The sequence below is a fragment of the Pseudovibrio sp. Ad13 genome, from assembly GCF_001623225.1.
GTDB lineage: Bacteria > Pseudomonadota > Alphaproteobacteria > Rhizobiales > Stappiaceae > Pseudovibrio.
This window is the reverse complement of record NZ_LMCC01000010.1, coordinates 1-24,675: the sequence shown is the minus strand read 5'-3', so window position 1 is coordinate 24,675 and position 24,675 is coordinate 1. Positions and strand designations below refer to the sequence as shown.

Here is a 24,675-nt window from a genome sequence, read left to right as displayed (position 1 = left end):
TGATAAAAAATACAATATTATGGGGCTGCCTAATCAGTTAAATGAAGTATTTACTCGACATAAAGGGTCGCACCCAGAGTACACGGACTGGATACGTAAGCAAATTAGTGACATTGATGAGTTTGGTGGCACTATAGAGCAAAAAAAATCTATGCTTATAGGTTTGACAAATGTCTTGAAAGTCAAGTTTGCAGAGCCAGGGTTTCTTAATCAACTCAACAAACAAGCCGATGGTAAGATTTTTGGGGAGCTTTCGGACGCACTTAGTTTTGAGGACTACAAAGAAACATCTTTCTTCAAGTTTGGTGAACTTGTTGATGGTGCTCTGGCGGTCGGCGCCAATGGTGATTGGAAGTACGTTCACGGCCATTCCGCTCTGAATGCATGGCAGTTTGATAAAGTCAGTGTTGCAGAGCAAAAGCAGCGTCTTGAGAACCTTAAGTCAGCATATGACAGTGTTTATACAGAGCTCAAGGATCAACTAGCGGACGCAAGTTCGAGTGAAAATGCAAAAATTTCGGCGAAGCAGGCTCTCGATAGCGCTGCAAATGGAGTTCCTTTAGACGACGTATTAGAAACACTTCGCGGTGACAAGAACTTTAGCCTTTATAAAAATGCAGAAGGCAAAGCCTCGATTCTGTTTAGCCCTACTCTGGCAACTGGCTTGAGCGCCAGATTACTGGACCTGGGAGACGGTTCAGCAGTCATTGATGCGGTCTCACTTGCGCTGATTGGGCATGGTCTTGTGGAGATGGGTGTCTTTTCGTCCTCCACCAGTCTCACATCCATGGCGCGCGCTCTAGCGAACTCAAATATTCTGCCAAAAGCTCTTCATTTGGTAGACGACATCGCAATTGAGATTGGAAAAGAAGCAGTCATCACTGGTGTTGCCACCATGTTGGGTGTGGGACTGCTTTGGAAGGGCTATGAAATCTATGAGAGCCTTGATGGCCTCAAAGGGACTTTGGAGTGGGTCGGCCAGCATTCTGACAACGAAACAATCGCATACCTAAATGAGACCGTAAAGAAGATTGAAAGCTGGTTTGGTTTAGACGGCCATGCCAAACCTGAGTTCGTGCCTGAGTATCAGGAGCTTGCAAACCTGCTCACAGTTGCCTTTGAAGATTTCCCACAGACACTTGCGACAATCGGCTTTGCTGTCCAAGAGCACTTGCGGGCACAAGGTGATAAATCCTGGCTGCTGTTTGCAGACAATGATGTCGAAGGCGCCTTGTTCCATCTTCAGGAGTATGTCGACAAAAACGGCGGTTCGCTACAATCTGAGCTGCAAACAGCGCTGTTCAACAGTGATGATCTGAGCGTTCTTGAAAAGGTCAATCTGTTCCCTGATCGCTGCTTCCCGAAAGGCACGCTGATCTCGATGTGGGACGGATCACAAAAGCCGATTGAAGAGATCACGGTCTCTGATCAGGTGCTGGCTTTTGATGCAGAGGGTAACAGACAGCCCGGTGCTGTCACCCATCTGTTCCGCAATACAACGCAGGAATGGCTACAGCTCAGCTTTGAAGATGAACGTGCACCGCTGATGGTGACACCTGGCCATCGTTTCCTGACGGAGACCGGCGATTATCTTGAGATCGGCCAGATGGCGCGTCTGGGTGGCGGATCTGCCCGAATTGTTCAGGAAGATGGCAGCATCGTCAGTGCTCAGGCTGAAAGCGTTGTTTATAGCTCGGCAACAGCCCATCTGCTTGAACAGGTAGAGTATCAAGCCGCAGCCGGTTCTTCCGTGAGCCATGCTGCCAGTGGTTGGCAGACCTATAACTTCGAAGTGTCCACCCACCACAACTATGTTGCTGACGGCATCCGGGTACACAACGATTCCATCTTTGCTTACCTGAGGCCGGAAGAGCGTCCTTATGTGAAGGATTATAAAGACCTGAACGGCGACGACTTCCCTGATTTTGTGGTTGTTCAGGTTCCGGGTACGACCATTGAGAAAGAAAAGTATCTGGTTGCAGGCCGCGTGGTTGAGGAGCTCACCACCACCGACAAAGACGGCAATCTGATCTATGTGCGCCGAGAGCTGGATAAAGACGGCAACGTCGTCAAGGGTACCGAAGTCATCAAGCAACTGACCGGTGCGCAGGCAGGTGAGAGCATTGGCAAATCGCTGACACCGTTCTTGGCGCGAGCTATTGTGGGTGATGATGCCAGCCTGTTTGAACGGGTGGCGACAGATACCGTCCTGAACACCCTTCTGGGCAATCTGGGAGAATTCCTCGGAGGCACTGTTCACCGCGGTGTCCTTGATGTTGGTGAGCTTGACCTTGTCGAAAACGCAGAGACGATTGCCGGAAGTGCTTTTGATGATCTAGGCGGGGATTTTGTTGTTGCCGGGGCCAATGCTGCGATTTCCGTCGTCAACCAGTTAATCATGGCAGAGATCTTCTCTGATGTTGCTGGTGATGGTGTTGGCGGTGAAGTCTTTGAGGCAGTTGTTGGCTCTGGGCTTGACATCCTGCTGACGGAAGGGGTTGATCTTCTCTTTGAGACTGATGTGTTTCTTAACCTCTTTCAAGACATCGGCTTATCTGCAGACTCAATCAAAACAATCCAAAGTATCGGTGATATCAATCCTGTAAGCATGGTGATGACGGCAGTGATCAATGCCGTTTTGCCGGATCTGGAGACTATTGAAGGGCAGATTGCTTCAACGGTAACCTCCATTGCTATTACTGCATTTGCCATACTCACTCAAACATTCAGTGCGTTTACGGGCCCAATTGCAGCTGTTCTCAGCTTTATCGTTGGGTCGTTCTTTGACAGCTTGTTTGAAAAACATCCCCGGGCCTTCACGCATGTAGGTTTTGATGCTGAGACTGGTCAATATGTTATTCTCGATACCTGGTCAAAGGATGGCGGTAACAAGGGGCTTTCAAAAGATCTTGCCCAAGCCTATGTCGATAGCATGAACAACTTTGTTGATCTGGTAAAGGCTGAGTCTCATAATTTTGATGAGCTGGGTCGCTGGTCCTTTGGGCACTACGAAAGCGCACTCAAAAATGCAGGCTCAAGCGGCAAAAACTTCACAGATTTCCAGTCCACCTATCTGGATGCTCTTGTTCAGGACATGGCTGAAGCACAAATTAATGATGGGCAACGAGCTGCTGTCAGAGCGTTGGAAAGCGTTGGTATCGAAGAGTACTTGAAAATCAGAACTGAGCCGGGATTTAAAGACCTTTATATTCTCACCACAGGGCAACCTTTCGGCATTTACGGCAATCAATACTATAATAAGAACAAGAGTTTTCAGCAAAATACCCAGATTATGATTGACGAGTTTCATGAGCTCATTAGCGGAATTATGATGGGATTATATGGCGAAGGAAACCCAAACGCTGCAATCCCATTTATGAAAGCTGTCGTAGATATCTTAACAATAACTGAAAACAATACGATCGCTACATTTGAAGAAGTATTAGAACTTCATGGATTTCCTTCACCAGCACTCTCCGATTCAGAATTAACCCAAATGGTTCTGAGCCGAATGCAGATAGCAGATGACTATCACAAGTATCTGGAGAACCGTGAGACCATCAATACGCTGATTGCAGCTGAACCAGAAAGTGCGTTTGCTGCTGGCTGGATGGCAACGTTCATTGCAGCCAAAGATCTGGGGCTGGATGATCCTTATATCCTTGATGGGGATGAGATCGACAACGTCTTTTACACCGCAGATGGCGATGACGTGATTGACGGCAAGTCTGGTGATGACCTGATCAAAACCTATGGCGGAGACGATGTGCTCAAGGGTGGCACGGGTGATGACACGCTGATCGGCGGCATCGGAGATGATCGACTTGAGGGCGGGGCTGATAATGACACCTATGTCTTTGCTGGTAGCTTCGGCAAGGATGTGGTCATCGACAGTTCCGGCAGTCTTGATACCATTCGATTTGAAGGCACCATCACACTCTCCGACTTAAAGTTCATCAAAGATGGTGTTGATCTGCTGGTCTATAAGCTGGATCATGACAATCCGGAAACTGCTCTGGATGAGCTCTCAAACGTGCTGCGCATTAAAGACTGGCAGAGCTCCATCGAGCGCTTCGAGTTTACCGATGGTTCAATCAAGGGCCGCCTTGCCCTTCTCAGCGAAGGCAATGACACCTTTACAGGAACGTCATCTGATGACCTGATCATGGGCCTTGGTGGTAACGACACGCTAAACGCTGGCTCAGGAAACGACACGCTGGTTGGCGGGGCCGGCAATGATCAGCTCAAAGGTGGTTCCGGCAACGACACCTATGTGTTCAGCCGAGGTTTTGGCAAAGACACCCTAACCGAGACCTCCGGCACAGACACCCTCCGCTTCGAAGACGGCATCACCCTTGCCGACCTGAAGATTGTTGCAGATGCTGGGGATCTGAAATTCTATCTGCTTGACCCGGCCAAGCCAAATCAAGCCCTGGGTGACATCACCGATGTTCTGACCATCAAGAACTGGAGCGCTAATAAACCGCACATCGAACGCTTTGAGTTTGCTGACGGGACTGTGCTCAGTGAGATACTTCTACAAGTGAGTGATTATAAACACCTTAAGCTCACCGGTGATATCAATGGAAGCCATATCACAGGAGGCAACCTGTCAGAATTCATTCATGGTAGTGATCAAAAGGATACTCTGAATGCTGGCGGGTATCATGACCAATGGTGGCAGGAACTTCATGGATACAATGGAGATGATACTTACCTTTATAATCAAGGTAACGGTAACGTATGGATCTGGTCTGAAACAAGCGGTGGCGGAGAAGACACTTTACGCTTTGATGATCTGAGTTTGTCCGATCTCCAGCTCGCTTCTTATGAACACTCATCACATGGGCAAACTCTAAAATTCGCTTGGTCGATAGGCGCGAATAACGGAGTTGTACAGATCCAAGAGACTATTTTAGAACACATCGAACGTTTTGTGTTTGCTGACGGGACCATTTTGAGCAGTATCGAGCTTCTTGAAAGCGGACAACTGAAACTGCACGGCTTTGCTGGTGTAGATAATGTGATCCTGGGCTCTGTTTACGATGATGTTGTCAATGGCAGCGATGGCAATGATACCCTAAGCGCAGGTCAAGGTGCTGGTGGTTGGCAATACATTGCCGGATACGGCGGCAATGACACTTATCTTTATGGTAAAGGGCACGGAGCTGTTCTGATCAACGCTCATGAGGGCGAAGGAGATGGGACAGACACGGTTCGCTTTACAGATCTTTCTCTTAGTGATCTGCGGATAGGGACCCATGAATACAGCGCGACAAGTGCTCAAGGTACTGCACTGAAGTTTGGTTGGTCTGATGGGGGCGACAGCGGGCAGCTGCGTATCGCCAATATGGGTCAGCACATTGAGCGTTTTGAGTTTGCTGACGGGACGGTGCTCGAAAATATTGAAGTTCGTGATGATGGACGACTAAAGTTATTTGGAGCAGACAAAGCTGGCGGAGCTTACATTATTGGTTCAGATAAAGATGACTTCATTTATGGAACCATTGGTGCAGATGTTTTGAGCGCCGGCCGAGGAGCTGATGATTGGCAGCATTTATACGGGTATAGCGGTGATGATACCTACCTGTATGGTTTCGGTGGTGGCAATACAATGATTAGTGCTAGTGAAGGAGCAAATGATGGCACTGATATCGTTAGGTTTACTGATCTCAGCCTGTCTGATTTCACTATTGGAACGCAACAATATAGCGATAGTAATGGCTTAGTTCTTAAGTTCCAATGGAACAAGAATGGAGAACAAGGCCAGTTACGCGTTGCCCAAATGGGTGAGTATATCGAGCGTTTTGAGTTTGCTGACGGGACCGTGTTGAGCAGTATTGAGTTGCTCGAAGATGGTCACTTTGAACTTATCGGCTCATCTAGCGACAACGTTATTATTGGCAGTGCTTTTGATGAGACTGTTACGGGCAATGAAGGAACCGATACTTTTGTCTTTACCGGTACATCGTTTGGCATAGATAAAGTCACAGACTTTGCTGCCGGGGCCGGGTCAGAAGATATTATACGCTTTGACGCAAATGTATTTGCCGATTTTGACGCGGTGATCACAGCAGCTAGCGATGATGGAAGTGATACTGAAATACGCCTGGATGGCAATAATTCGGTAACGCTGAAAGGCGTTCTTGTCTCTGATCTTCATGTAGATGATTTTCAGTTTGCATAATATCCTGCCTTAAGTCACCAGCTCTGTGATCTTCTTATCGCTTTGCTGGTGTCTATTCTTTTTAGTTAATTCATAGCCATAAATTCAATAATATCAGATAGTTACTCCTTAAGTTAGCGCCTATGGGGCGAAGCCCCTTGACGCACAATGCCAATTCTCTAAAAAATCTTACAGTACCGCCTGTTCAAGCATTAGAATACTAAATGTGGTTACACATCCTTTTGAGTCGTAGGCACTGCAATTTATGACAATGATTTTTTCGCTCAGCCCTTCGGCGTACCTGTGCTTGTCAGCGACATGTTGATCAGCGGCTTAGAAACTGAGAACTCATCTGATCTTAAGTTGCCTGATCACATCAGTGGAGTAGACAAAACCTTTCCCAAAGGATCTGGCTTCGTTCCGCTCCGTTTAAAACGTAAACTCTTTATAATAAACGACAACCTAGCGGTCGGTTTATCCGGTTCATTTCTTCACATGCGTTCGTTTTTAGATGACCTGAGGGAGAGAAATCGAGTTCATCGCCTCGTTACATCAGAAGACATGCATCAATTTATAGACGAGTACGTTCGATCTCCTCACGGAGCTATCACCCTTAAGGAGATCACCGCTCTTGCATTGTTGCAAGAGCGACATGGCTGCAATTACTTTGTCTTGGGTGATAAAGCTCGTGAAAGCTGCTCTACTACAGATACAAAGGGCTTTGGAAACGTCCTGTCGATTGGTTCGGGGCAGCAATCTGTCTTGGATGAAGTTGCTCGCATAGACAAGTATAACTTCATACAACCAAATACTCATGGGATGAAAGTGGATCGTTTTCATGCCGCACTTGCTAAAGTTTTAGCTCTTCTATCTCAGTTAAATAAGCTCGACTCTCTAACATCAAAGTACTTGCTGGAATACTGGGGTGGTGGCTATGAAGTAATCTATTACAATGGGAAAAAATTCCAGTTCTTAGACGATTATTCATCAGTAAACTGGCTATTCGATATATCTCAAAACAAACCCCAATTTGTTCCCTTAAGTTTGATCAAATACAAACGAGAAGAAAACTACTCAGTATTCTTTTGTAATCAGAACGGTGAGTTTCACATATTTGCTGGATCAGACATCAGCGAGAGCTGCAAGCGAACTCTATCTTTTGATGTACGCAATGTAAGTTTTAATAGCCCTATTATGAACAATCTAATTTTGGTGACAGACGGTTGCAAAATACAGAACATCTACAATTTCTACGGCATGCGTTCAGTTGATCAACCTGGCATAGTTTTCACAGAAGTAGATGATAAAGCTAATCTAACCATTCTGATTCAAAGCGGTGTTCAAAGTGAGCTAGAGCGCTACATCTTAAAGCATCAAGATCACTTGAGCCGAGCACTAAACTAATCTCGCGCTCAATCCTCGATAATCCCAATCCGTTACAACTGCGACCAAAATTCATTGCTCATACCACTCGTCAATAGCTTCCTTCTGTGATTTCATTCGAGCCGCGGTCACTACCTGGTCGAGTAGCCCGAGGGAGTTTCACCCTCAGGCTCTCACAGAACCGTACGTGAACCTCTCAGCTCATCCGGCTCTTCCTGTTCAGCCAAAACGATACAGCTTCCAGTGCGCAAACATCTCAGGAGACTGCTCGTGCAATCGCCCAATATATGCTTTGCTCTTCCGGTAACTGCGCCGCAGCTTCTTGTATTTCTTCCGAGCCCACCTGATCAACGCAAACTCAAGCAAGTTGTAAATGCGAGAGAGTTCTCTCCTGCCGAACTGCCCATAGTACCCTATCCACCCCGCCACGACCGGGTTCAGCACACGAGCAATATCTTCTATAGAATGCCCGCTCCATTTCTGAAATTTCCATTTCCTGATGGCCGTACTGATCCGTCCGAAAGCCTTTCGGCTAAGCGCAGGTGTGTATCCTGAGAATACATCTCCATGCTTTGACATGGCCCGCCTTGGCCGGAAGGTGAAGCCCAGAAAATCAAAACTGATCTCAGGATAGCTTCCTTTGCGGTTGCTATCCTTGCAATAAACAATCTTGGTTTTCTGAGGATGAAGGGATAAGTGACACTCCTTCAGGCGTTGCTCTAACGCTTCCAATAGTCGTTCCGCTTCTGCTCGTGTGGCGCAGTGGTAGACACCATCATCCGCATACCGTTCAAAACGGACTTGCGGAAAGTGGCGGCTTACCCAGACGTCCAGCGCATAGTGCAGAAACAGGTTTGCCAGCAAGGGGCTTATGACGCCGCCTTGTGGCGTACCGACAGTTCTGCTCTCTATTGTGCCATCGGGATGGACAACAGGCGCTTTCAGCCATCTCTCGATGTAAAGCAGCACCCACTTATTCTGGGTGTGTTTCGTAACTGCCTTCATCAGGAGATCATGATGAATGGTGTCGAAAAACCCCTGAATGTCCAGATCTACCACCCAGTTATACTTCCAGCAGTGTTGCCGGGTCTGGCGGACAGCATCAAGTGCTGACTTTCTAGGCCGGTAAGCATAGGAATTGGGATGGAAGATCGGATCAATCTGCGGTTCCAGCACCAGTTTGACAACTGTTTGAGCCACCCGGTCTCCCACTGTGGGAATACCAAGGGGCCGTGTGCCTCCATCATCTTTGGGTATATTCACCCTGCGAACAGCAGGCGGAAAATAGGAGCCTGACGACATACGATTCCATATCTTGTACAAGTTCTTCGGCAGTTCAGCTTCAAACTCTTCCAAGGATACAAGATCGATCCCATAGGTTCCTCTATTGGCTTTAACTCGCTTCCACGCTTCCCAGACAAGCTGTTTGGAAACATCGAAGGGCTTTGTGTTTGTCATTAAATCATCCCGTTCCCGGTTGTTTAATAATTTCCACTGAACAGGGCAGCCCCTTCGCTCCGGGTCCATTACAGACCTTTCCTCACTACTACGGACTGCTCCGCCCCTGTGCCCGGTCTTGGTACTCTGGCTCTTACAGGTCCTCTGCTTGAGCGTCTCCCTCATCACCCGGGCGACAGGTTCTCACGTTCCGTGCATGAGCCTGTATCAAGGTCGCGCCGTCTCTGTGCCGGATGCCGCTCAGCCAGTAATCAGGTGGCCGCTGAGCTCATCCCAACTGGTCACAAGCAGTTGGTTTTGACATCATCTAAATTGCTTTCGACACCTCATCAACGGTTCACTTGCGTTCGCCTCCTCTGATACGCACCTGACATTTCTAAAATGCCTTTTCCTTAACGCTCACCACCATGGCTCTTAACCACAGCAGCTTAAGGTGGTTTGGAACCTCCTCCTGAAAGACGGTTCCGAGGGGCCTACCCTCATCTTACGCACAGTTCGTCTCCGTGGAGACTTCGTGACACACTCACGACCTGCAATCATAAGCTCGAACCCACATTAAATGCGAACAGCAGAAGAGCGTACTTTTTGCTGACGTTCGCTGCACCGCGAAATCTCAGGTAATTGAGAGGCGGTAGCTACGTCGAGGGCCATGAGCGGACCTTCGGACGTTTCCATCAAGGGTTGAGTACAGCTTAGGTAAAGTGTTACGCAATCTCTGAAACAAGATTTCTTTAAAGTGAGTCCTCAATATGAGGCAACAACATCTCTACTTTTAACCTCGATCAGTTAGCGGGGGATTGCCACCTGCCTGCCTCACCCAGCAGCATCCTAGAGTGTCATACCTTGAACTACTCAGAAGTTCCTGAGCTATATTGGTATTTATCGGAATCTGAGGTGCCCCCAAGTGCGTTGTACCCCGGCTTCGACGGTTGTGCCACTGAAGCAAGAAGATTTGAAGAAAGCAACGCTGTTAGTTCTTGCAACATTTGTGTCTTGCATAGTGTCAAGTTCGGTTATTGGGCAAAATGCTGCGCAGTATGATTATCTATCTGCGCTAGACTTTGCAACAGAGCGGTTATTTACGTGTCAGAAGCATTGCTACAGAGATATTCCGGAATGAATAATCTTCCGGAGTGGTCTTCAAAAGGGTTTCTGCTGTCTTGTAGATCTGGTCTAACAGATTTGCTTTTGATGGTGTATCGGGGAGATTTCCACGCAACACTGCTTGAGTGAATGCCCGGAAGAAGTTGACATAATTGGTAGCATAGCGATCCAGATCTTTGTCTTGCTTGTAAGCTTCAACAAAGGGGACTGGCACTTCATAGCTTTCTGTTCGATCCAGCGTGTAAAGACCGGCCAGATTATACGCTGAGTTCGTTAAAGGGGATGTCAGCTCTTCCAGACTGCGGAAATAGACTGGCTGATAGTATCTCTCATATACTTGCGAGGAAATATTGCCGAGTTTGACATGCGCTAGAAGAGCGTCGTTGAGAAGGTCGAACAGGCCGTCGCAGGTGCGGAGTTCATTTGTACAGCCGAAGACCTGAACCATAAGCTTGCCGCCTGATACAAGTTCGTTCGCCCGGGCGGTTAAAAAGGCTGCCATGTCATCTTCGGCTTGCTTAGCAAATATCTTACTCTCTTTTTCTGTGACGTGACCGTTTGCCCGCCTTTTGCTGGGGCCGTTTGGCAATACGTATCCGGGCAACTTATCAAGCGGGCGTTCGGACAAGTAGCCGATTGAGTTGAAGGTAGTGGCGACATGAACGCTGTCTGCTGGCAGTAATTGATCATACATCGATCCGCCAACGGCTGCTGATGAGACCCGCTGTGAGCCGAATGTCGATTGTCCGTCAGGTCTTAAACCAAGAAATAACTTAGAATAATCATTTGTCGGCAAATCAGAATGGATCGTCAGAAACGGGCGGTCTGTCTGCTGCATTGTCTTGCCGATGAGGTGACGCATGACAGAAATAGAATTGCGTCCTTCAGAACACCCAAAGTCTGCAAAGGTAACTGGTCCTGAGCTTTTTTCTAAGGGCAGACTTGAGAGAGTGTCTTCTAACCAGGGTAGGACGGCTGCGATTTGCTCCCACTGTGGGGCGGAGTTGGCATCATAAAAACCGCCGCCAGCCATGCCGGTCATGCCTGTTGGGCGACGCTGTGTACCCACTGTCTCTTGATCAAGATTTGTCATAAATTTCTCCTGAAAATCGCTAATATTGCGTCGGATCTATAATTTCGTTTCTAAATGTATCAAGCGTTTAAATGGCATATGCTTAGAGCATGTCGCGTTCATAAGCTGATGTGTTCACCAAGTGCGCGCGCGAGTACGTTTCCTTTATGTCAGCGGAACGCATGTGAGCTGCGAACAGCGGCAGCCCGGTGAGAGCGAGTCCTCCGACCAGATTACCGATCACGACCGGGATCTCATTCCAGATCAGATAATCGAGAATGGAAAAGTCTCCACCCAGTATCAGCGCCGTTGGAAACAGGTACATGTTGACCACCGAATGCTCGAAGGTCATTGCAAAGAACAGCATGATCGGCATCCACATTGCGATGACTTTTCCGCTGACCGAGGTGGAGACCATTGCGCCAACCACACCAAGGGATACCATCCAATTACACAGGACGCCGCGGATGAAGATAGTCATCATGCCGCCCATGCCATGTTCCTTGTAGCCCACCGTGCGGTTCTTACCGATGTTCGCGATGACCTCGCCAACATGATTGACTGGTGCTGAGAAACCGTAGGTGAAGATGACAGAAGTTAGAAAAGCGACCAGCAGGGCGCCTAAAAAATTGCCGATGAAAGTAATCGTGATCGCCTTTACCACACCGCTAAGAGTGACGTGGGGCCGCCTGTCAATCCAGGCCAACGGGGCAAGAACGAATATTCCGGTAACAAGATCGAACCCCATGAGATATAGCATGCAAAAACCAACAGGAAACAGGACAGCCCCTACGATGGGGAAGCCGGTTTGCACGCCGACGGTGATTGCAAAGACCGCAGCAATTGCCAGAATTGCGCCAGCCATGAAGGCCCGGATCATCAGAATTCTTGGGTTTATGAAGATTTTTTCCTCACCCACGTCAATGATCTTTTCGACAAAGATGCGCGGTTCGTTATAAGACATTCCAAATCTCCATGTTCTATAAACCAACTGCTCCCAAACAATGGTGCGGGCAGCACTCTTCCACCTGCTAGATGTTTGGGTGATACGGACGTTGAGCGGACTTCATCTGCTTCGTGCCATGCTTTCCTCCGGGGTTTGGGTTTCAATCACCTTTGGTGCTTTATGTCTGGTGACAATCAATATGCCCACCACGATCAGGCTGAGATTGAACATGAAATAAGATCCGAAACCTTCATCGAAGAATATCCATGCCAGCAATACAGTTATGGGTGGGCCTAAGAAAAAATAGCTCTGCGAACGTGAAATATCGCCGCTTCGTATGAGAATATAAAAAAGCACCCAGCTTCCTAGAGAAAGAACAACGCTTAGCCAAAGTAATGATCCAAGCAGAGGGACGGACCAGTTGATGACCATTGGCTCGAAGGCAAGCATTAGTCCAAACACGGGGATGAGCGCACTTAAATGCTGGATCAGTGACCCTGTCATCAGGTTCATGTGCGCTATAAATCGCTTTTGGTAGAGCACGCCTGCGACCATGCTGAAAAGACACAGGACTGTAAGCAACACCCCGCTATAGGTGTTATTATCTAAATTGGCTTTTTGATTGACGACGAGCAGGACACCTATTGTCCCGAGCAACAAGCCCAGTATCAGTTTGAAGCTGAATCTTTCGCCCAGAAAAGCGATTGCCCCCACAGAGGCGAGTGCTGGATGCAGTGCCATAATCAGGCCAACTGTGCCTACATCCATCCCCCATTCATATGCGATCAGCATACCTGTGAAGCAAAATCCGTGTATGAGAATTCCGGTCACGCAGACATGGAATACTTCTATCGGTTTATTGTGCCACTCAGCCTTGATTAAAAAAATGATGCTTAAGAAAAGCGGAACTGGAGCGGCTAATCGCAGGGTTTGAAACGTAAACGGATCTGTATATGCGATGCCGATTTTCGATGCCACATACCCCGAACTGTAAAGAATGACGAACAACAGCGGTAAAACCTGATTAGCAATTACCGCCGGGTTCGGTCTTTGGCGTGGAGGCATATATTCGTTTCCAGTTCGCTTTCCGTGATTGAATAAGAGGTTAACCAGCTGTTATTTCATCACAATCTGCCGCTGCCAGATATTCACGGAGGTAGCTTTTGAAATCAGGTGGAATTTCGGCAGTTGCAATTTTGCCGTGTTCGCCCGACGCTTTGGCGTGAATGACTGTCAGCTGGCCTCTGGAAACATCTTCTTCGCGGCCATCGCTCAGCTTTTTACAGATGAAAAAATTAAGCACCAGTGACTTTGTGCCAATCCGGCCAACATTTATGGCGATGAGTATCTCATCGCCAAAGGTCATTGGTCGCAGAAAATCGCAGTTCACTGAGAGGATCGGCCACTTTTGATCTTTGGCCGGATCGCAGATACTCATTCCGCCTTGCTGGAAAAACCTCGTCTCCGCATATTCTACATATCGAAAGATATTTGAAAAATGGGCGATGCCTGCCATGTCTGTTTCGCAAAACTCTACATTTTTGGAAACAGAAAACAGCTTCGCATTTGATGACACTTCAATGTCTTTAAGCATTATGCAATCCAATCAAGCTGTTTCGCGGATGACACGCTTTAGTTTTTTCCCTGTGACCCCTTCGTTAGACCCGGGAGAAACCTGCTTGATTTCAGTGATATCCGGAAGGTTATTCTGGTTGGAATATACGAATATTCTCTGCGCGATATCTGCGAAAGGCAGGCCTTCTTTGATTTCTGCTTCAACCTTTAAAGTTCCTTCAAGTTCGCCTTGGACCACTGTACAATCGAAGATCTCAGGAATATTTTTCAAAAAGGCCTCTTCGAGCTGGCAGCTATAGTAGGTTTTGCCGCCCAGCAGCATCGAATCGCTTGTTCTATCAACGTGGTAGTAAAGGTCATTCTCGCCTTTGTAGATTAGGTCTCCAGTAAGCCAGTAGCCGTCAAGAATGGCGTCTGCGGTCGCCTCTTGATTCTCCCAATACCCTGAAGTCACACTCGGTGATTTAACTCCAAGCCTGCCGACTACGTCATAATCGGTGATTTTTTTGTCCTGTTCATCAAAGAGCGCGACTTCGATCCAGGAAAATGGTTTACCCACACAGCGGTTGTAGTTGTTGGTCTTAAGCGTGTGGATGTTTCGAAAGATCCCAAAAGCGAATTCCGAAGAGCCCAAGTTATCAATAAACAGAGCACCATTTACGCGTTTTCCATCCTCATAACGATGACCGTATTGAAGCATTTTTCTGACATGAGGCTCATGACATGCATCCGCAGTACTCATCCATATATTGATGGAGGCGAGGCGGTCTGGATCAATGTCAATCCGACACAAATCAACATAAACACTAGGGAATGCGAACATTATTGACGGCTCAAAAGTCTCAATTGCCGCCGCTATCCCTTCAGGAGATTTATCTGAAGTGACAATCAGATGGTTCATACGCATTATGTTGCTCATCAGCATTGTGATGGCAGCCGCATGTGAGATCGGTGCAGCCGATAACATAGCATTGCCGAGCTTCTTACCAAGCTGCTTCTTGACCCCGTAAATTATCGACTTTTGACTAAAAGAAACCGCCTTGGGAAGACCCGTCGTACCGGAAGTATGACTAATGAGAACAGTATCATCATCCAAGTGATCATAGGTTTCACAGGGAAGCGAGAAAGGTTGTTTTTCGACCTCAATGATATCTGTTGTTGGACATTCGAAATTGGCGTTGTAGGTGAGGATCTCACCCAGCCTTTCCCCTTCAGAAACAAGCAACTCAGGCTTGATCTTTGATAGATACTTACTCGCAATTTCCGGCAAAACTCCGCCATTTAAAAATGCAGGGATAGCTCCGATCTTCGTTAAAGCGAGGTAGTGAAGATAATAGGAAATGCTATCATCTAAATATAATGCGACAATGGATTTCGCCCGTATACCCAAATGCCAGTAGCAAGATGCTATATGGTTTGCTTTCGCTACCAGGTCATTTAAGGAAAATGCCCAAGCTTGTCCCTCAATATCAATGTGAGTGACTGCTGTACGTTCATTATCTACTGCTAACTCGTGGACGCGAAAAAGAAAATTTCCAGCCCCTATCGTTGGGTCATTGGCTATTTCACTTATCAGAGAATCCTTATCCTCAGCGCTGTCGCCGTTTGTATTTTCCGCCTTGCGCAACATGTGCCGTTTTAATTTGCCCGTTTCGGTTTTGGGCAAACTGTCAACAAAGATAATCGATCTTGGATATTTGTATGGTGATATAGTGTTCTTCACATGCTCTTGTAACGCCTCAACTAAGCTCGGTGCTTTGCTATTCTTATCGGCCAGAACGACATGCGCGCGGACGATACTTCCTCTATCTGGATCTGGTATACCTACAACTGCACATTCTCGAACGGATGGATGTGAAAGCAGTGCTTCTTCAACTTCAGCAGCAGCTATATTGTAGCCAGACGAAATAATCATATCGTCTGCTCTAGAAACGAAGTGTAGCTTTCCATCCTGATCTTTGCGGAAGAAGTCGCCGGTGATGTTCCAACCATCTTTGACATATTCGGCCTGTCGGTCATCATCCATATAGCGACAACCTGTTGGTCCACGGAAACCCAACCAGCCCGGCTTCCCAATCCCGACAGGTTTCATACCATCATCAAATACTTCAACCTCGTACCCCTCAATTGGCCAGAGGCCAGCAGAGCCTGACTGAAAATCTTCCAGGCGGGTTGAGATGAATGTGTGTAGTGCCTCGGTTGACCCCATCGCATTTATGATTGGAACGCCTATACGATCTTGCCAGTGTTCTAACACTGGTTGCGGTAAGTTCTCACCAGCGGATACAGCGCAACGTAAAGTCTTGAGAAGTTTGCAGTTAACTTCTTCAGAAAGCATAACTTTGTATGCTGTTGGTGCGGAGAAGCAGACAGTTGCATCATACTGGCCGATAAATTCTGCCAGATTGAATGGTGACGTCTGCTCCAACAAAACGGCAGCTGCGCCAAAGCGTAACGGGAACACCGCCAAACCGCCCAAACCGAAAGTGAATGCCAACGGAGGTGTACCTATACAGACATCACCTGGCACAATTTTTAGGACTTGCCTTGCAAATCCATCAGCAATTGCAAGGATATCGCGATGGCGATGCATGGTGATTTTAGGCTTCCCGGTCGTGCCGGATGTACTAGCTAGCAGTGCAATGTCGTTCTGAGAGGTTTTAGCTGCCTCATACTTAGTCGATTTGAAGATTGCCTTAGCATTCACAGTCGCTTTGTCGTCAATGATTGCCGAAAATTCCGCAATTTTAAGATCAGGGCGTGTGTTTCTATCCAACAGGCTTAGCTCTTCATCTAAACCTTTTTGGCAAAGAACCAAATCTACCTTAGCCCTATCGATCAAGATGCTCAGTTCGCCCGCACGCATGAGCGCAATGGTATTGAAAGCAACTGCACCAACCTTCAAGATTGCCAAAAAGCACGCCACCATCATTGGGCAGTTTCTCGACCTAATCATGACCCGGTTCCCAGGCATGACGCCGAAATCTTCACTGAGAACTCTAGCAATCTGATTTGAAAGATCTCTAAGCTGCTGATACGTCAATGTACCATTTGAGCCGATTAAAGCCGGATGTTCGCCGAACCCCCGCTCCACTAAGGCATCAACTAGTTCAACTCCTACGTTTAACTTCTTTTGATATGGGTAAAGATCAATTTTAAATTCTGGCTGTAGTTCAGTTACTGGAAGATTATTGTTGACAAATTCGTCAACATGCCCGGTTTCAAGCAACATTTTCATCAGCCTCCTAAATAATAATATTTATAATATTACTCTTATGTAAAATATATATTTTAGATTTGATAAGATCAATTCAATACTATCGTTATCGATATAATACTTGTTTTTTTATGATAAAATTTCAAGAACCAAATAAATGAAATGTTTTCATTTTTAAATTCGAATATTCTAATTTAGAAGCTCTACGGTAATATGTGGATATAAACCCCGAGGGTGACTGATGAGCCATGCACGAAAAACGACCAATCTAGCGGAAATGAACACCTCAAGTCGGGCTCAACGAATTGTTGTAATTGGTGCAGAAGGACATGTTGGAACGACGATATGTGCTGCGTTACCGGACCATCACGATGTGATTAAAGTTGGACGTAACAGTGGTGACGTAAATGCAGATATCTCAGAGAGATCCTCTATTGATGCCATGTACAAAGAGATCGGAAAAGTAGACGCTGTTGTTCTGGCTGCTGGTGCGGTTCATTTCTGCCCTCTCGAGCAATTTCCTGAAGATAAATTTTTATTTAACCTCACGCACAAGGCAATGGGCCAGATCAACTGCGTACTCGCAGGCCTAAACTATCTCAATGACGGCGGGTCGTTTACCCTATCAAGCGGTATTCTGGATAGAGACCCGATCCGAATGGCAAGCGGTGCAGCTGCTGCCAATGGTGCTATCGGCGGATTTGTGAAGAGTGCGGCGATTGAAATGCCACGTGACACTCGGATTAACGTTGTTAGCACGGGGCTCCAGGACATTTCCGTCGAACGATATGGAAGCGTTTTTCCTGGTCATACTCCAGTCTCATCAGAAAGGGTCGCAAATGCCTATCTTAAGTGCGTTGAGGGAGGCATTAACGGACAACTGGTGACCGTAGACTAAGGTGTTTGAAAGCAATGCTGCATGGGGGGGGGGCAAAGTTTGAAATTTAAACTCGTAAGCTATAATTTATGTCCTTTTGTGCAGCAGGTATTTATAGCCCTGTCGTTGAAAGGCCTCGATTTTGACATCGAATATATCGACTTGTCGAACCCTCCAACGTGGTTCACAAAAGTTTCCCCGCTAAAAAAAGTGCCAGTTCTTTTCGCTGGTACAAATCAGGTGCTGTTTGAATCTATAGCAATAATCGAGTTCATTGAGGATTACGCTGAGCAAAAGACATATCCGTCGGACTTGTTTGAACGATCCCGTGACCGTGCGTGGATTCAGTTCATTAACCAGCTGATGTGGAGTCTGTATGATCTTTCCGTAATGGGGAGTGAGGAAGAATACGGTTCAACTGTAGGAACGCTTCATAAAAAGCTCGATGAACTGGAAGCTGCCTCGCACGGTGGGAAGTACCTTTTTGGCGATTCATTCTCGCTCGTAGAAGCCGCAGTAGCGCCATTACTTCTTCGCTTGAGTTATATTGACGAAATAGCCCCCGGTCTTCTTGACGAAGTACGTCATAGCAATATTTGCAGAGTCAACAAACAGTTAATGGCTGACGCAAACGTTCAACGCTCAGCTCACAGTGACCTAAAACAGGCTTATTACAAATTGCTCGGGAAGCGGCAGGCGTACTTGTCCACTTTCCTGCCTGAGAAATTCAAATCAGCTGAAAGCACGCCTTTAAGATATTGATCGGCACCAAATTACAATTTGCCAGGACAACACATTTTCATCTCAAAACCGCAGTTTTTTTTCTGAGTCATGCGAGCCATAGAAAATTGGAAAAAGTAATATGACGTCCACTAAAGTATTTGAAAAAACCAAAAGGTCTACAATTAAACGAGCCCCTGAATACGCAGATTACAGCGAGCAAGCAGTCTACGATATATTGGATAGCGGGTATATGTGTACGATTGCGTTTGTACTCGACGGCAAGCCCTTCTTAAATCCCACACTTTACTGGCGCAAAGGTAATTACGTCTATTGGCATGGTCTAGCTGGCAGCAAGATGTTGCTTGAACAGGCCAAAAAAATTGATGTTTGCTTCAATGTAAGTCACCTGGACGGGCTGCTTTTAGGACGCTCAGCTTTTCACCATTCTGTAAATTATCGCTCGGTCACGATCCATGGCAAATCAGAGCTGGTTGAAGACAGTAATGAGAAGATGGATGTCGCATTTGAATTCGTCGAAACATTATTTCCTGGTCGCCGCTCAGAGTTGCGTGAACATAAAGAAGAAGAAATCCAAAAGGTTAAGTTCATGCGTTTGCCAATTGAGGAAGTATCCGTAAAGCATCGCTACGACAACTCTGTCATGGATATTTTGAGAAGGCAGCAGAGCAACGCACTTAAGGAGTATGGTCCTGAAGGTGTAAACCCCCACTGTTGGACAGGAACAATTCCAATTCGCACAATACTTGAAACACCGATTCCAGATACCGCTACTGATCCAAACATTCATTCGCCTGATTATTTGTCCCAATCTAAATTCAAACGCGAGTTCTGAGGCAAGTTGAAGTCTAGATCACTACCAAGGAGGGAATGAGGTGAAAATAGTTGTTATTGGTGCAAGTGGAGATATTGGTCGAACGGTTTGTAAAGAGCTCAGCAAGAGACACGAAGTTATTAGAGTTTGCCGCAGTTCTGGTGACTATCAGACTGATATGACTGACATGACATCTCTTGAAAAGCTATTTAATGCGATTGGAGAAGTGGACGCTATCGTAGTGACAGCAGGCTCTGTTAAATTTGCAAAATTGCAGGAAATTTCTCAAGCTGAATTTATGTATGCACTCTCCGATAAAGTCATGGGCCAAGTGAACGTTGTTCTCGCAGGTATGAGTTATGTCAGAGATGGTGGATCCTTCACCCTAACAAACGGGCTATTGGATCAACATCCTGTTCCAAATGGTGTTGGCGCTGCGACAGCAAATGCTGCACTCTCTGGTTTTGCAACAGCTGCAGCGATTGAAATGCCTCGCAACATTAGACTGAACGTCGTGAGTCCAGGCCTCATGGACATTTCCTATGAGCGCTATGGAAAAACCCTCAAGGGGCACGAACCAGTTTCTTCAAAAATTGTCGCCGCAGCTTATGCGAAAAGTGTTGAGGGATCCGCTTCTGGGCAACGTATTATAGGAGAATAAAATCAAGGAAAGAGATCTCTACTTGCCTCACATTCTTACTTGCAAACCCAATTCTAAAATGTCCTTTTGGAGGCCTTACAACGATGCGGTGTTTATTTGTCCAGATAAAATGCAAACCAGGATCGTGGCGTAGTATCGCAAATGAGATTGCCATCAAAGAACTACATTCCGAGATTTATTCGATCAACGGTGAATATGACATCATGACAAAAACATATTTGGAAGATTTCAACGAAGCACCAAACCTTGTTTCCAAAATGGTGAGCGATATCGAAGGCATTGAAAAGACTTCAACTATGTTCGCATTCGATCCATTCTGAGCGTTAGTTTTATCGCCAGTTGGCAGTCCAGATATAGAGATGATCAACACTGGAGAAATGGAATTGGGATTAAATTATTTTGAGATAAACGCAGATGCCGTAAATTCACTCCTCTCCATCAAAAAGCAGGTCCCTGCAATTGAGGAAACCCTGAAAGCTTTGGTGGAGTTGCGTGTTTCACAAATCAATGGCTGCGCATACTGTGTAGATTTGCATTCAAACGAAGCTAGAAAAGCTCATGTTCATCAACAGAAACTGGATTGCTTACCGGTGTGGAAGGAGAGCAACCTTTTCTCACAAAGAGAGTGCGCTGCCCTCAGTTGGGCAGAAAGCGTCACGAGAATCTCTGAGGAACGTGAATCTGAGGGCAATTTGAACCTTCTATTGGAGACCTTCACGGAAAAAGAAGCCGTAGATTTGACATTCATCGTATGCGCAATGAATGGTTTGAACCGCCTTGCTATAAGTTTTGGCGACAAACCCAAAAGTTCAGTTTCTAAATAGATTTCTCATAGGAGCATGATCGTGCTGTCGGTGTCTCGTAAATCAAATTTCAGTTTGCCCAACGTATTGAACTCGGGCGCTATGTCGCCTTAGAACGCAGGATATGCGAGGGGCATTCTACTTAAGATATGTAACGTCAACATTTGCCCATCACTTCTGAATTGCAAACTTGCGGGATCTGAGCATTGCCGCGATTACGTGTGTAAAGCATCCGGCTCTGTTGCAAACGTGTCTTAGAGCGCAATTTGTGTGACTTCAGGGCTATCTTATTAGATTTTATCGCTCTGAAGATGGTTTTCGAGCATGGTCATAGCTTCAGATAGAGCACTTGGGCCAATTCCGAAGGCCCGCTCAACGAGGCGGGCTTCACCCAGAACATCCTTCGAGAAGTTGAAGGCACCAGCCTGACCTTTGCGCAGTGCCCGCATTACTTCAAAGCCTTTGATCGTCGCATAGGCGGTCTTCATGGTTTTGAACCCGCGTACAGGTTTGATGAGCTGTTTCAGCTGCCGTGATCAGCTTCGATGATATTGTTCAGATACTCCACTTGGCGATGTTCAGTGTCCGTGGGGCATTTTCCTTCTGCTTTCAACTCGGATATAGCAAGGCCATATGTTGGGGTAATCCCCCCGTTATTTGATCAAGTTAAAAGTAGAGATATTGTTGCCTCATATTGAGGACTGATTTTATGAAGAAATCTCGTTTCAGCGACAGGCAGATCATTGCAATCTTGAAGCAGGGCGACAGCGGCATTCCGGTTGCTCAGCTGTGCCGGGAACACGGTTTGAGCGCGGTGAGTTACTATAAATGGTGCGCCAAATATGGCGGCCTTGATGCGCCAATGATCTCAACGATGAAGTCTACCGAAGAAGAGCCACGCAGTATCTGTGAAGCTGCGCAGCAAGTGGTCTCCAGAACAGGTTTCTGGCTGGCTCAAACGTAGCTTTCCAGGAGACGTAAACAAGCAGGTGTCCCACGAGACGATATATCGAAGCCTTTACATACAGGCCCGCGGCGTATTGAAGAAAGAACTGCTGGACCATCTGCGTGCTAAACGCACGATACGCCGGTCCAGACACGCAAGCCTCAAACGAAATAGTCTAGGCCAAATTAAGGATGCCGTTTCGATCAGCAAAAGGCCCGCTTGCGTCGAAGACCGTGCAATACCGGGGCATTGGGAAGGTGATCTGATCGGAGGATCCAAGAATAGCTATATCGCCACTCTTGTTGAGCGGCAAACACGCTATGTCATGTTGATTAAGGTTGCCAACAAAGACACGAGCAGTGTTATCTCCGGGTTGATCAAACACACCCACAAATTGCCGAAAGAGCTTTACAAATCATTGACTTGGGATCGAGGCAAGGAGATGGCAGATCATCTAAGCCTGACATTAGTAACGGATGTTGCTGTATACTTCTGCGACCCACATTCACCGTGGCAACGCGGATCAAACGAAAACACGAACCGCTTGCTGCGGCAGTATTTGCCCCGAGGTACTGACTTATCTGTACACACGCAGCCTGAACTTGATGCAATCGCAAGACAACTCAACGAACGACCACGCAAGACCTTGCAATATCAAACTCCAGCTGAGAAGTTTTCACAGTGTGTTGCCGCGACCAGTTGAATCCACCTCACTCAGCAACCAGCTGACCAAAATCGACCTATGGTTGAAGTCACGCACTGGCCGGGTGCGTTTAGATTAAGGCCGAACGGCAGCAATTGGTCAAACAAGTCTTGCTGAGCGGATGACGGATTTCCATTTGGTAATTCCTGTGCATCTGCTCGAGCACTTCCAGTGGAGGTGTTACTATCTGTCGTATCTGCATAACGGAGAATGCACTGTTTACGCGCCGCTTTACCGAAGTTATTCAGGGTAAATGACGACAACTCTTTGTATCCATTAATATATAGTGCGAAACATTTGCAAATCAAGAATGGTGGGCAGGGCAAAACCTTAGTATTGCTATCTCTAGCAAGGAGATACCATATGAGCAGCTGTACTAACAATTTTACTGATCTTGGTCCGACACCAATTCTAGGGTCAAACCGTTTCAGAATTTGGTCTGAGAATGTTAGTGCATATTTTATTATTGACGTCGCGATGCCAAATCCGATGTTTTTTAATAATGGTCCTGTGCCAGTAATGTTCGTGACCGATGGCAACATATGCTTTGGTGCTGCGTCGACTTTACTGAACTCGCTGGCAATGGAGCCAGATGGGCCTCCACCACACTGCATTGTTGGCATCGGGTATGATGTTTCTGGGAGAGGTGAAAAAGCAGAACACCTAGCAATTCGCACACGTGATCTTTCCCCATGTGAAGACAAGCGATTTGAAGCCATGATGCGCCGCGCACCAGCACCGTTTACTTGGCAAGATGAAATTCAGGCAGGTGGCGCAACTTCCTTCTTAGCTTTCGTTCTAGAGGAACTATCTCCATGGCTTGCTAGTCGTTACGATTTAGACCTGACACAAACCACGCTAACGGGTATTTCCATGGGAGGGCTATTCGTACTCAATACAGCCTTTACTCAGCCAGAAGCATTTCAACGATATATGGCTATTAGCCCAGCCATCTGGTGGGCTGATTGCTTTCTCATTGCGCTAGAAGAGCAAACGAGTACGAAAAGGCAGAATGTCAAAATGGATATATTCATGGCCGTAGGTGAGCTTGAGGAAGCTGCTGACGCACATGCTAAAATGGTATCCAATCTCGTTAAACTGGTGGACCAGATGGATTCCCGCTCAATTTCTGGGCTAAGATTGAACCACAAAATCTTAAAAGGAGAATCTCATATGAGTGTTTTCAGTCCAGCTTTTAGTCGGGCCTGTCGTGCTCTATTTGCATGCCAAAATCGCAATGAAAGTTGGGCCAACCTTTGAAACTGGTATCAACGATCTAAATTTGCTCCTCCCGTAGAGAAGTCATTCGGTTATTTGAGTTCGGCTAGCTAGAGAGGAAATTCAACGGAAAAAGTTAGCTTTCCTCTCTCTATAGTAAGTTGAACTAGAATAACCTAGAGTTGAAACCTCGGTCTGCTTGGCTGCCTCCAACAGCAGGCTGAATGACCGGTGTTGGTCACAAGCGACTTGCTACACCAGCGAGGCTCTGTGCTTTGACCAACGTCAGCAATGAGCGTATTAATACCGAGTAGAGAACTTCCTATCCCACAAACCAGTCGCCTGCCCCCCTGACGTTGCCTCAATCCTTGATAGAAATACACGAACGTCTGGTTAGTGGTACATCGCAAACGAAGCATTCAATCCATTTCTTAAGCTTCTTCATAACACCCAACGCACAACACTTCATCTAAACCAATCAGTTAGAAGATTCATTTTCGTTTCACTTGACCCACTTGCATGAAATGGTACTCTCGACCCAATTCAAGAAGTGAGTCGAGCATGATTGGGAATAGTGACACCTATAGCCGTACATATACGGCTTCCGAAGTTGCCAAGATCGTTGGGATGAATATCGAGACGTTGCGGGTCTGGAGGCGGCGGAAGCAGTTGGTACTTGAGGGCGAGCGCCAAGGCTGGACCCGATATACCTTTAATGATCTGATGGCCGTTGCCACCTACCACAACATGGTGCGCTCTCACTGCACCAATACGATTGCAGAGCTGATTGCCGGGACAGTCTCACAGCAGCTGACCAACAAATGGTCTGGTATTCTTGGCACAGAAAGTGGCGTCTTCTGCCTATGCAACAATGCAATGGATGAGGAAAATATTCAGATACAGATGCATGTCGGACTGGAAGAGCTTCTGGAGGCGATCACTCAGATTATGCGAAGCTCAAAACGTCAGCCTGCCTATCATATTGTCGATT

Annotated in this window: 16 protein-coding genes and 3 pseudogenes; 12 read left to right on the top strand and 7 right to left on the bottom strand. The window is 46.8% G+C overall.

Annotated elements, in window-relative coordinates; translation table 11 throughout:
* The first annotated feature begins 175 nt into the window (after positions 1-175).
* Both PsAD13_RS11780 and PsAD13_RS11775 read left to right on the top strand, forming a co-directional pair.
* On the top strand, positions 176-6,187 hold the full coding sequence (locus tag PsAD13_RS11780; protein ID WP_244275158.1) for a calcium-binding protein: 6,012 nt from the start codon (positions 176-178) through the stop codon (positions 6,185-6,187).
* 282 nt (positions 6,188-6,469) lie between these two features.
* The gene (locus tag PsAD13_RS11775) at positions 6,470-7,570 is read left to right on the top strand and encodes a hypothetical protein (protein WP_153040882.1); all 1,101 of its coding nucleotides are present in this window, start codon (positions 6,470-6,472) and stop codon (positions 7,568-7,570) included.
* Between the two features lie 198 nt (positions 7,571-7,768).
* On the opposite strand, the gene ltrA is transcribed toward PsAD13_RS11775, so the two are convergent.
* The 6 genes from ltrA to PsAD13_RS28580 form a co-directional block, all read right to left on the bottom strand.
* Positions 7,769-9,007, bottom strand: coding sequence for a group II intron reverse transcriptase/maturase (ltrA, locus tag PsAD13_RS11770; protein ID WP_206599768.1), 1,239 nt, complete (start codon positions 9,005-9,007; stop codon positions 7,769-7,771).
* A 1,075-nt stretch (positions 9,008-10,082) separates the two neighbouring features.
* Entirely contained in the window at positions 10,083-11,204 is a 1,122-nt protein-coding gene (locus PsAD13_RS11765) for a hypothetical protein (RefSeq protein ID WP_063287384.1), read from the bottom strand.
* Positions 11,205-11,286: 82 nt separating this feature from the next.
* Positions 11,287-12,147, bottom strand: a complete 861-nt coding sequence (locus tag PsAD13_RS11760) for a formate/nitrite transporter family protein (protein ID WP_063318284.1) — start codon at positions 12,145-12,147, stop codon at positions 11,287-11,289.
* Between the two features lie 102 nt (positions 12,148-12,249).
* Entirely contained in the window at positions 12,250-13,194 is a 945-nt protein-coding gene (locus PsAD13_RS11755) for a DMT family transporter (protein WP_063287382.1), read from the bottom strand.
* Between the two features lie 40 nt (positions 13,195-13,234).
* Positions 13,235-13,723 (bottom strand): thioesterase family protein, encoded by a 489-nt coding sequence (locus PsAD13_RS11750; RefSeq protein ID WP_063303262.1) that lies wholly within the window; start codon positions 13,721-13,723, stop codon positions 13,235-13,237.
* Between the two features lie 12 nt (positions 13,724-13,735).
* Positions 13,736-16,936, bottom strand: coding sequence for an AMP-binding protein (locus tag PsAD13_RS28580; RefSeq protein WP_153042353.1), 3,201 nt, complete (start codon positions 16,934-16,936; stop codon positions 13,736-13,738).
* 226 nt (positions 16,937-17,162) lie between these two features.
* On the opposite strand from PsAD13_RS28580, the gene PsAD13_RS11740 reads away from it, so the two are divergent.
* The 6 genes from PsAD13_RS11740 to PsAD13_RS11715 all read left to right on the top strand — a co-directional run bounded on the left by PsAD13_RS11740 (position 17,163) and on the right by PsAD13_RS11715 (position 20,838).
* Positions 17,163-17,819, top strand: coding sequence for a short chain dehydrogenase (locus PsAD13_RS11740; RefSeq protein WP_208980642.1), 657 nt, complete (start codon positions 17,163-17,165; stop codon positions 17,817-17,819).
* Between the two features lie 39 nt (positions 17,820-17,858).
* Positions 17,859-18,560, top strand: coding sequence for a glutathione S-transferase family protein (locus PsAD13_RS11735; protein ID WP_193757767.1), 702 nt, complete (start codon positions 17,859-17,861; stop codon positions 18,558-18,560).
* 100 nt (positions 18,561-18,660) lie between these two features.
* The gene (locus PsAD13_RS11730; protein ID WP_082830612.1) at positions 18,661-19,374 is read left to right on the top strand and encodes a pyridoxamine 5'-phosphate oxidase family protein; all 714 of its coding nucleotides are present in this window, start codon (positions 18,661-18,663) and stop codon (positions 19,372-19,374) included.
* Positions 19,375-19,414: 40 nt separating this feature from the next.
* The gene (locus PsAD13_RS11725) at positions 19,415-20,014 is read left to right on the top strand and encodes a short chain dehydrogenase (protein WP_063287378.1); all 600 of its coding nucleotides are present in this window, start codon (positions 19,415-19,417) and stop codon (positions 20,012-20,014) included.
* An 83-nt stretch (positions 20,015-20,097) separates the two neighbouring features.
* A complete protein-coding gene (locus PsAD13_RS11720; protein ID WP_057462486.1) occupies positions 20,098-20,334 on the top strand; it encodes an Lrp/AsnC ligand binding domain-containing protein in 237 nt (78 codons plus the stop codon).
* Between the two features lie 39 nt (positions 20,335-20,373).
* Positions 20,374-20,838 (top strand): carboxymuconolactone decarboxylase family protein, encoded by a 465-nt coding sequence (locus PsAD13_RS11715; protein WP_208986560.1) that lies wholly within the window; start codon positions 20,374-20,376, stop codon positions 20,836-20,838.
* 269 nt (positions 20,839-21,107) lie between these two features.
* On the opposite strand, the pseudogene PsAD13_RS11710 reads toward PsAD13_RS11715, so the two are convergent.
* A pseudogene (locus tag PsAD13_RS11710) lies at positions 21,108-21,457 on the bottom strand (DDE-type integrase/transposase/recombinase); the annotation flags it as partial.
* Positions 21,458-21,526: 69 nt separating this feature from the next.
* Here PsAD13_RS11710 and PsAD13_RS28315 point away from each other — a divergent pair.
* From PsAD13_RS28315 to PsAD13_RS11690, 4 genes and pseudogenes are all read left to right on the top strand, one after another.
* Positions 21,527-21,673: pseudogene (locus tag PsAD13_RS28315) on the top strand (transposase); the annotation flags it as partial.
* 46 nt (positions 21,674-21,719) lie between these two features.
* Positions 21,720-22,466, top strand: a pseudogene (locus tag PsAD13_RS11700) (IS30 family transposase); the annotation flags it as partial.
* Between the two features lie 363 nt (positions 22,467-22,829).
* Positions 22,830-23,726 (top strand): alpha/beta hydrolase-fold protein, encoded by an 897-nt coding sequence (locus PsAD13_RS11695; protein ID WP_193777044.1) that lies wholly within the window; start codon positions 22,830-22,832, stop codon positions 23,724-23,726.
* A 519-nt stretch (positions 23,727-24,245) separates the two neighbouring features.
* Positions 24,246-24,675: MerR family transcriptional regulator (locus tag PsAD13_RS11690; RefSeq protein WP_063318281.1), on the top strand; the 430-nt coding region annotated here is incomplete at its 3' end.

Coding starts and splice junctions, on each gene's coding strand:
- ltrA (WP_206599768.1), bottom strand. CDS start 9,007: ATGACAAACACAAAGCCCTTCGATGTTTCCAAACAGCTTGTCTGGGAA.
- PsAD13_RS11765 (WP_063287384.1), bottom strand. CDS start 11,204: ATGACAAATCTTGATCAAGAGACAGTGGGTACACAGCGTCGCCCAACA.
- PsAD13_RS11760 (WP_063318284.1), bottom strand. CDS start 12,147: ATGTCTTATAACGAACCGCGCATCTTTGTCGAAAAGATCATTGACGTG.
- PsAD13_RS11755 (WP_063287382.1), bottom strand. CDS start 13,194: ATGCCTCCACGCCAAAGACCGAACCCGGCGGTAATTGCTAATCAGGTT.
- PsAD13_RS11750 (WP_063303262.1), bottom strand. CDS start 13,723: ATGCTTAAAGACATTGAAGTGTCATCAAATGCGAAGCTGTTTTCTGTT.
- PsAD13_RS28580 (WP_153042353.1), bottom strand. CDS start 16,936: ATGTTGCTTGAAACCGGGCATGTTGACGAATTTGTCAACAATAATCTT.
- PsAD13_RS11740 (WP_208980642.1), top strand. CDS start 17,163: ATGAGCCATGCACGAAAAACGACCAATCTAGCGGAAATGAACACCTCA.
- PsAD13_RS11730 (WP_082830612.1), top strand. CDS start 18,661: ATGACGTCCACTAAAGTATTTGAAAAAACCAAAAGGTCTACAATTAAA.
- PsAD13_RS11720 (WP_057462486.1), top strand. CDS start 20,098: ATGCGGTGTTTATTTGTCCAGATAAAATGCAAACCAGGATCGTGGCGT.
- PsAD13_RS11715 (WP_208986560.1), top strand. CDS start 20,374: ATGATCAACACTGGAGAAATGGAATTGGGATTAAATTATTTTGAGATA.
- PsAD13_RS11695 (WP_193777044.1), top strand. CDS start 22,830: ATGAGCAGCTGTACTAACAATTTTACTGATCTTGGTCCGACACCAATT.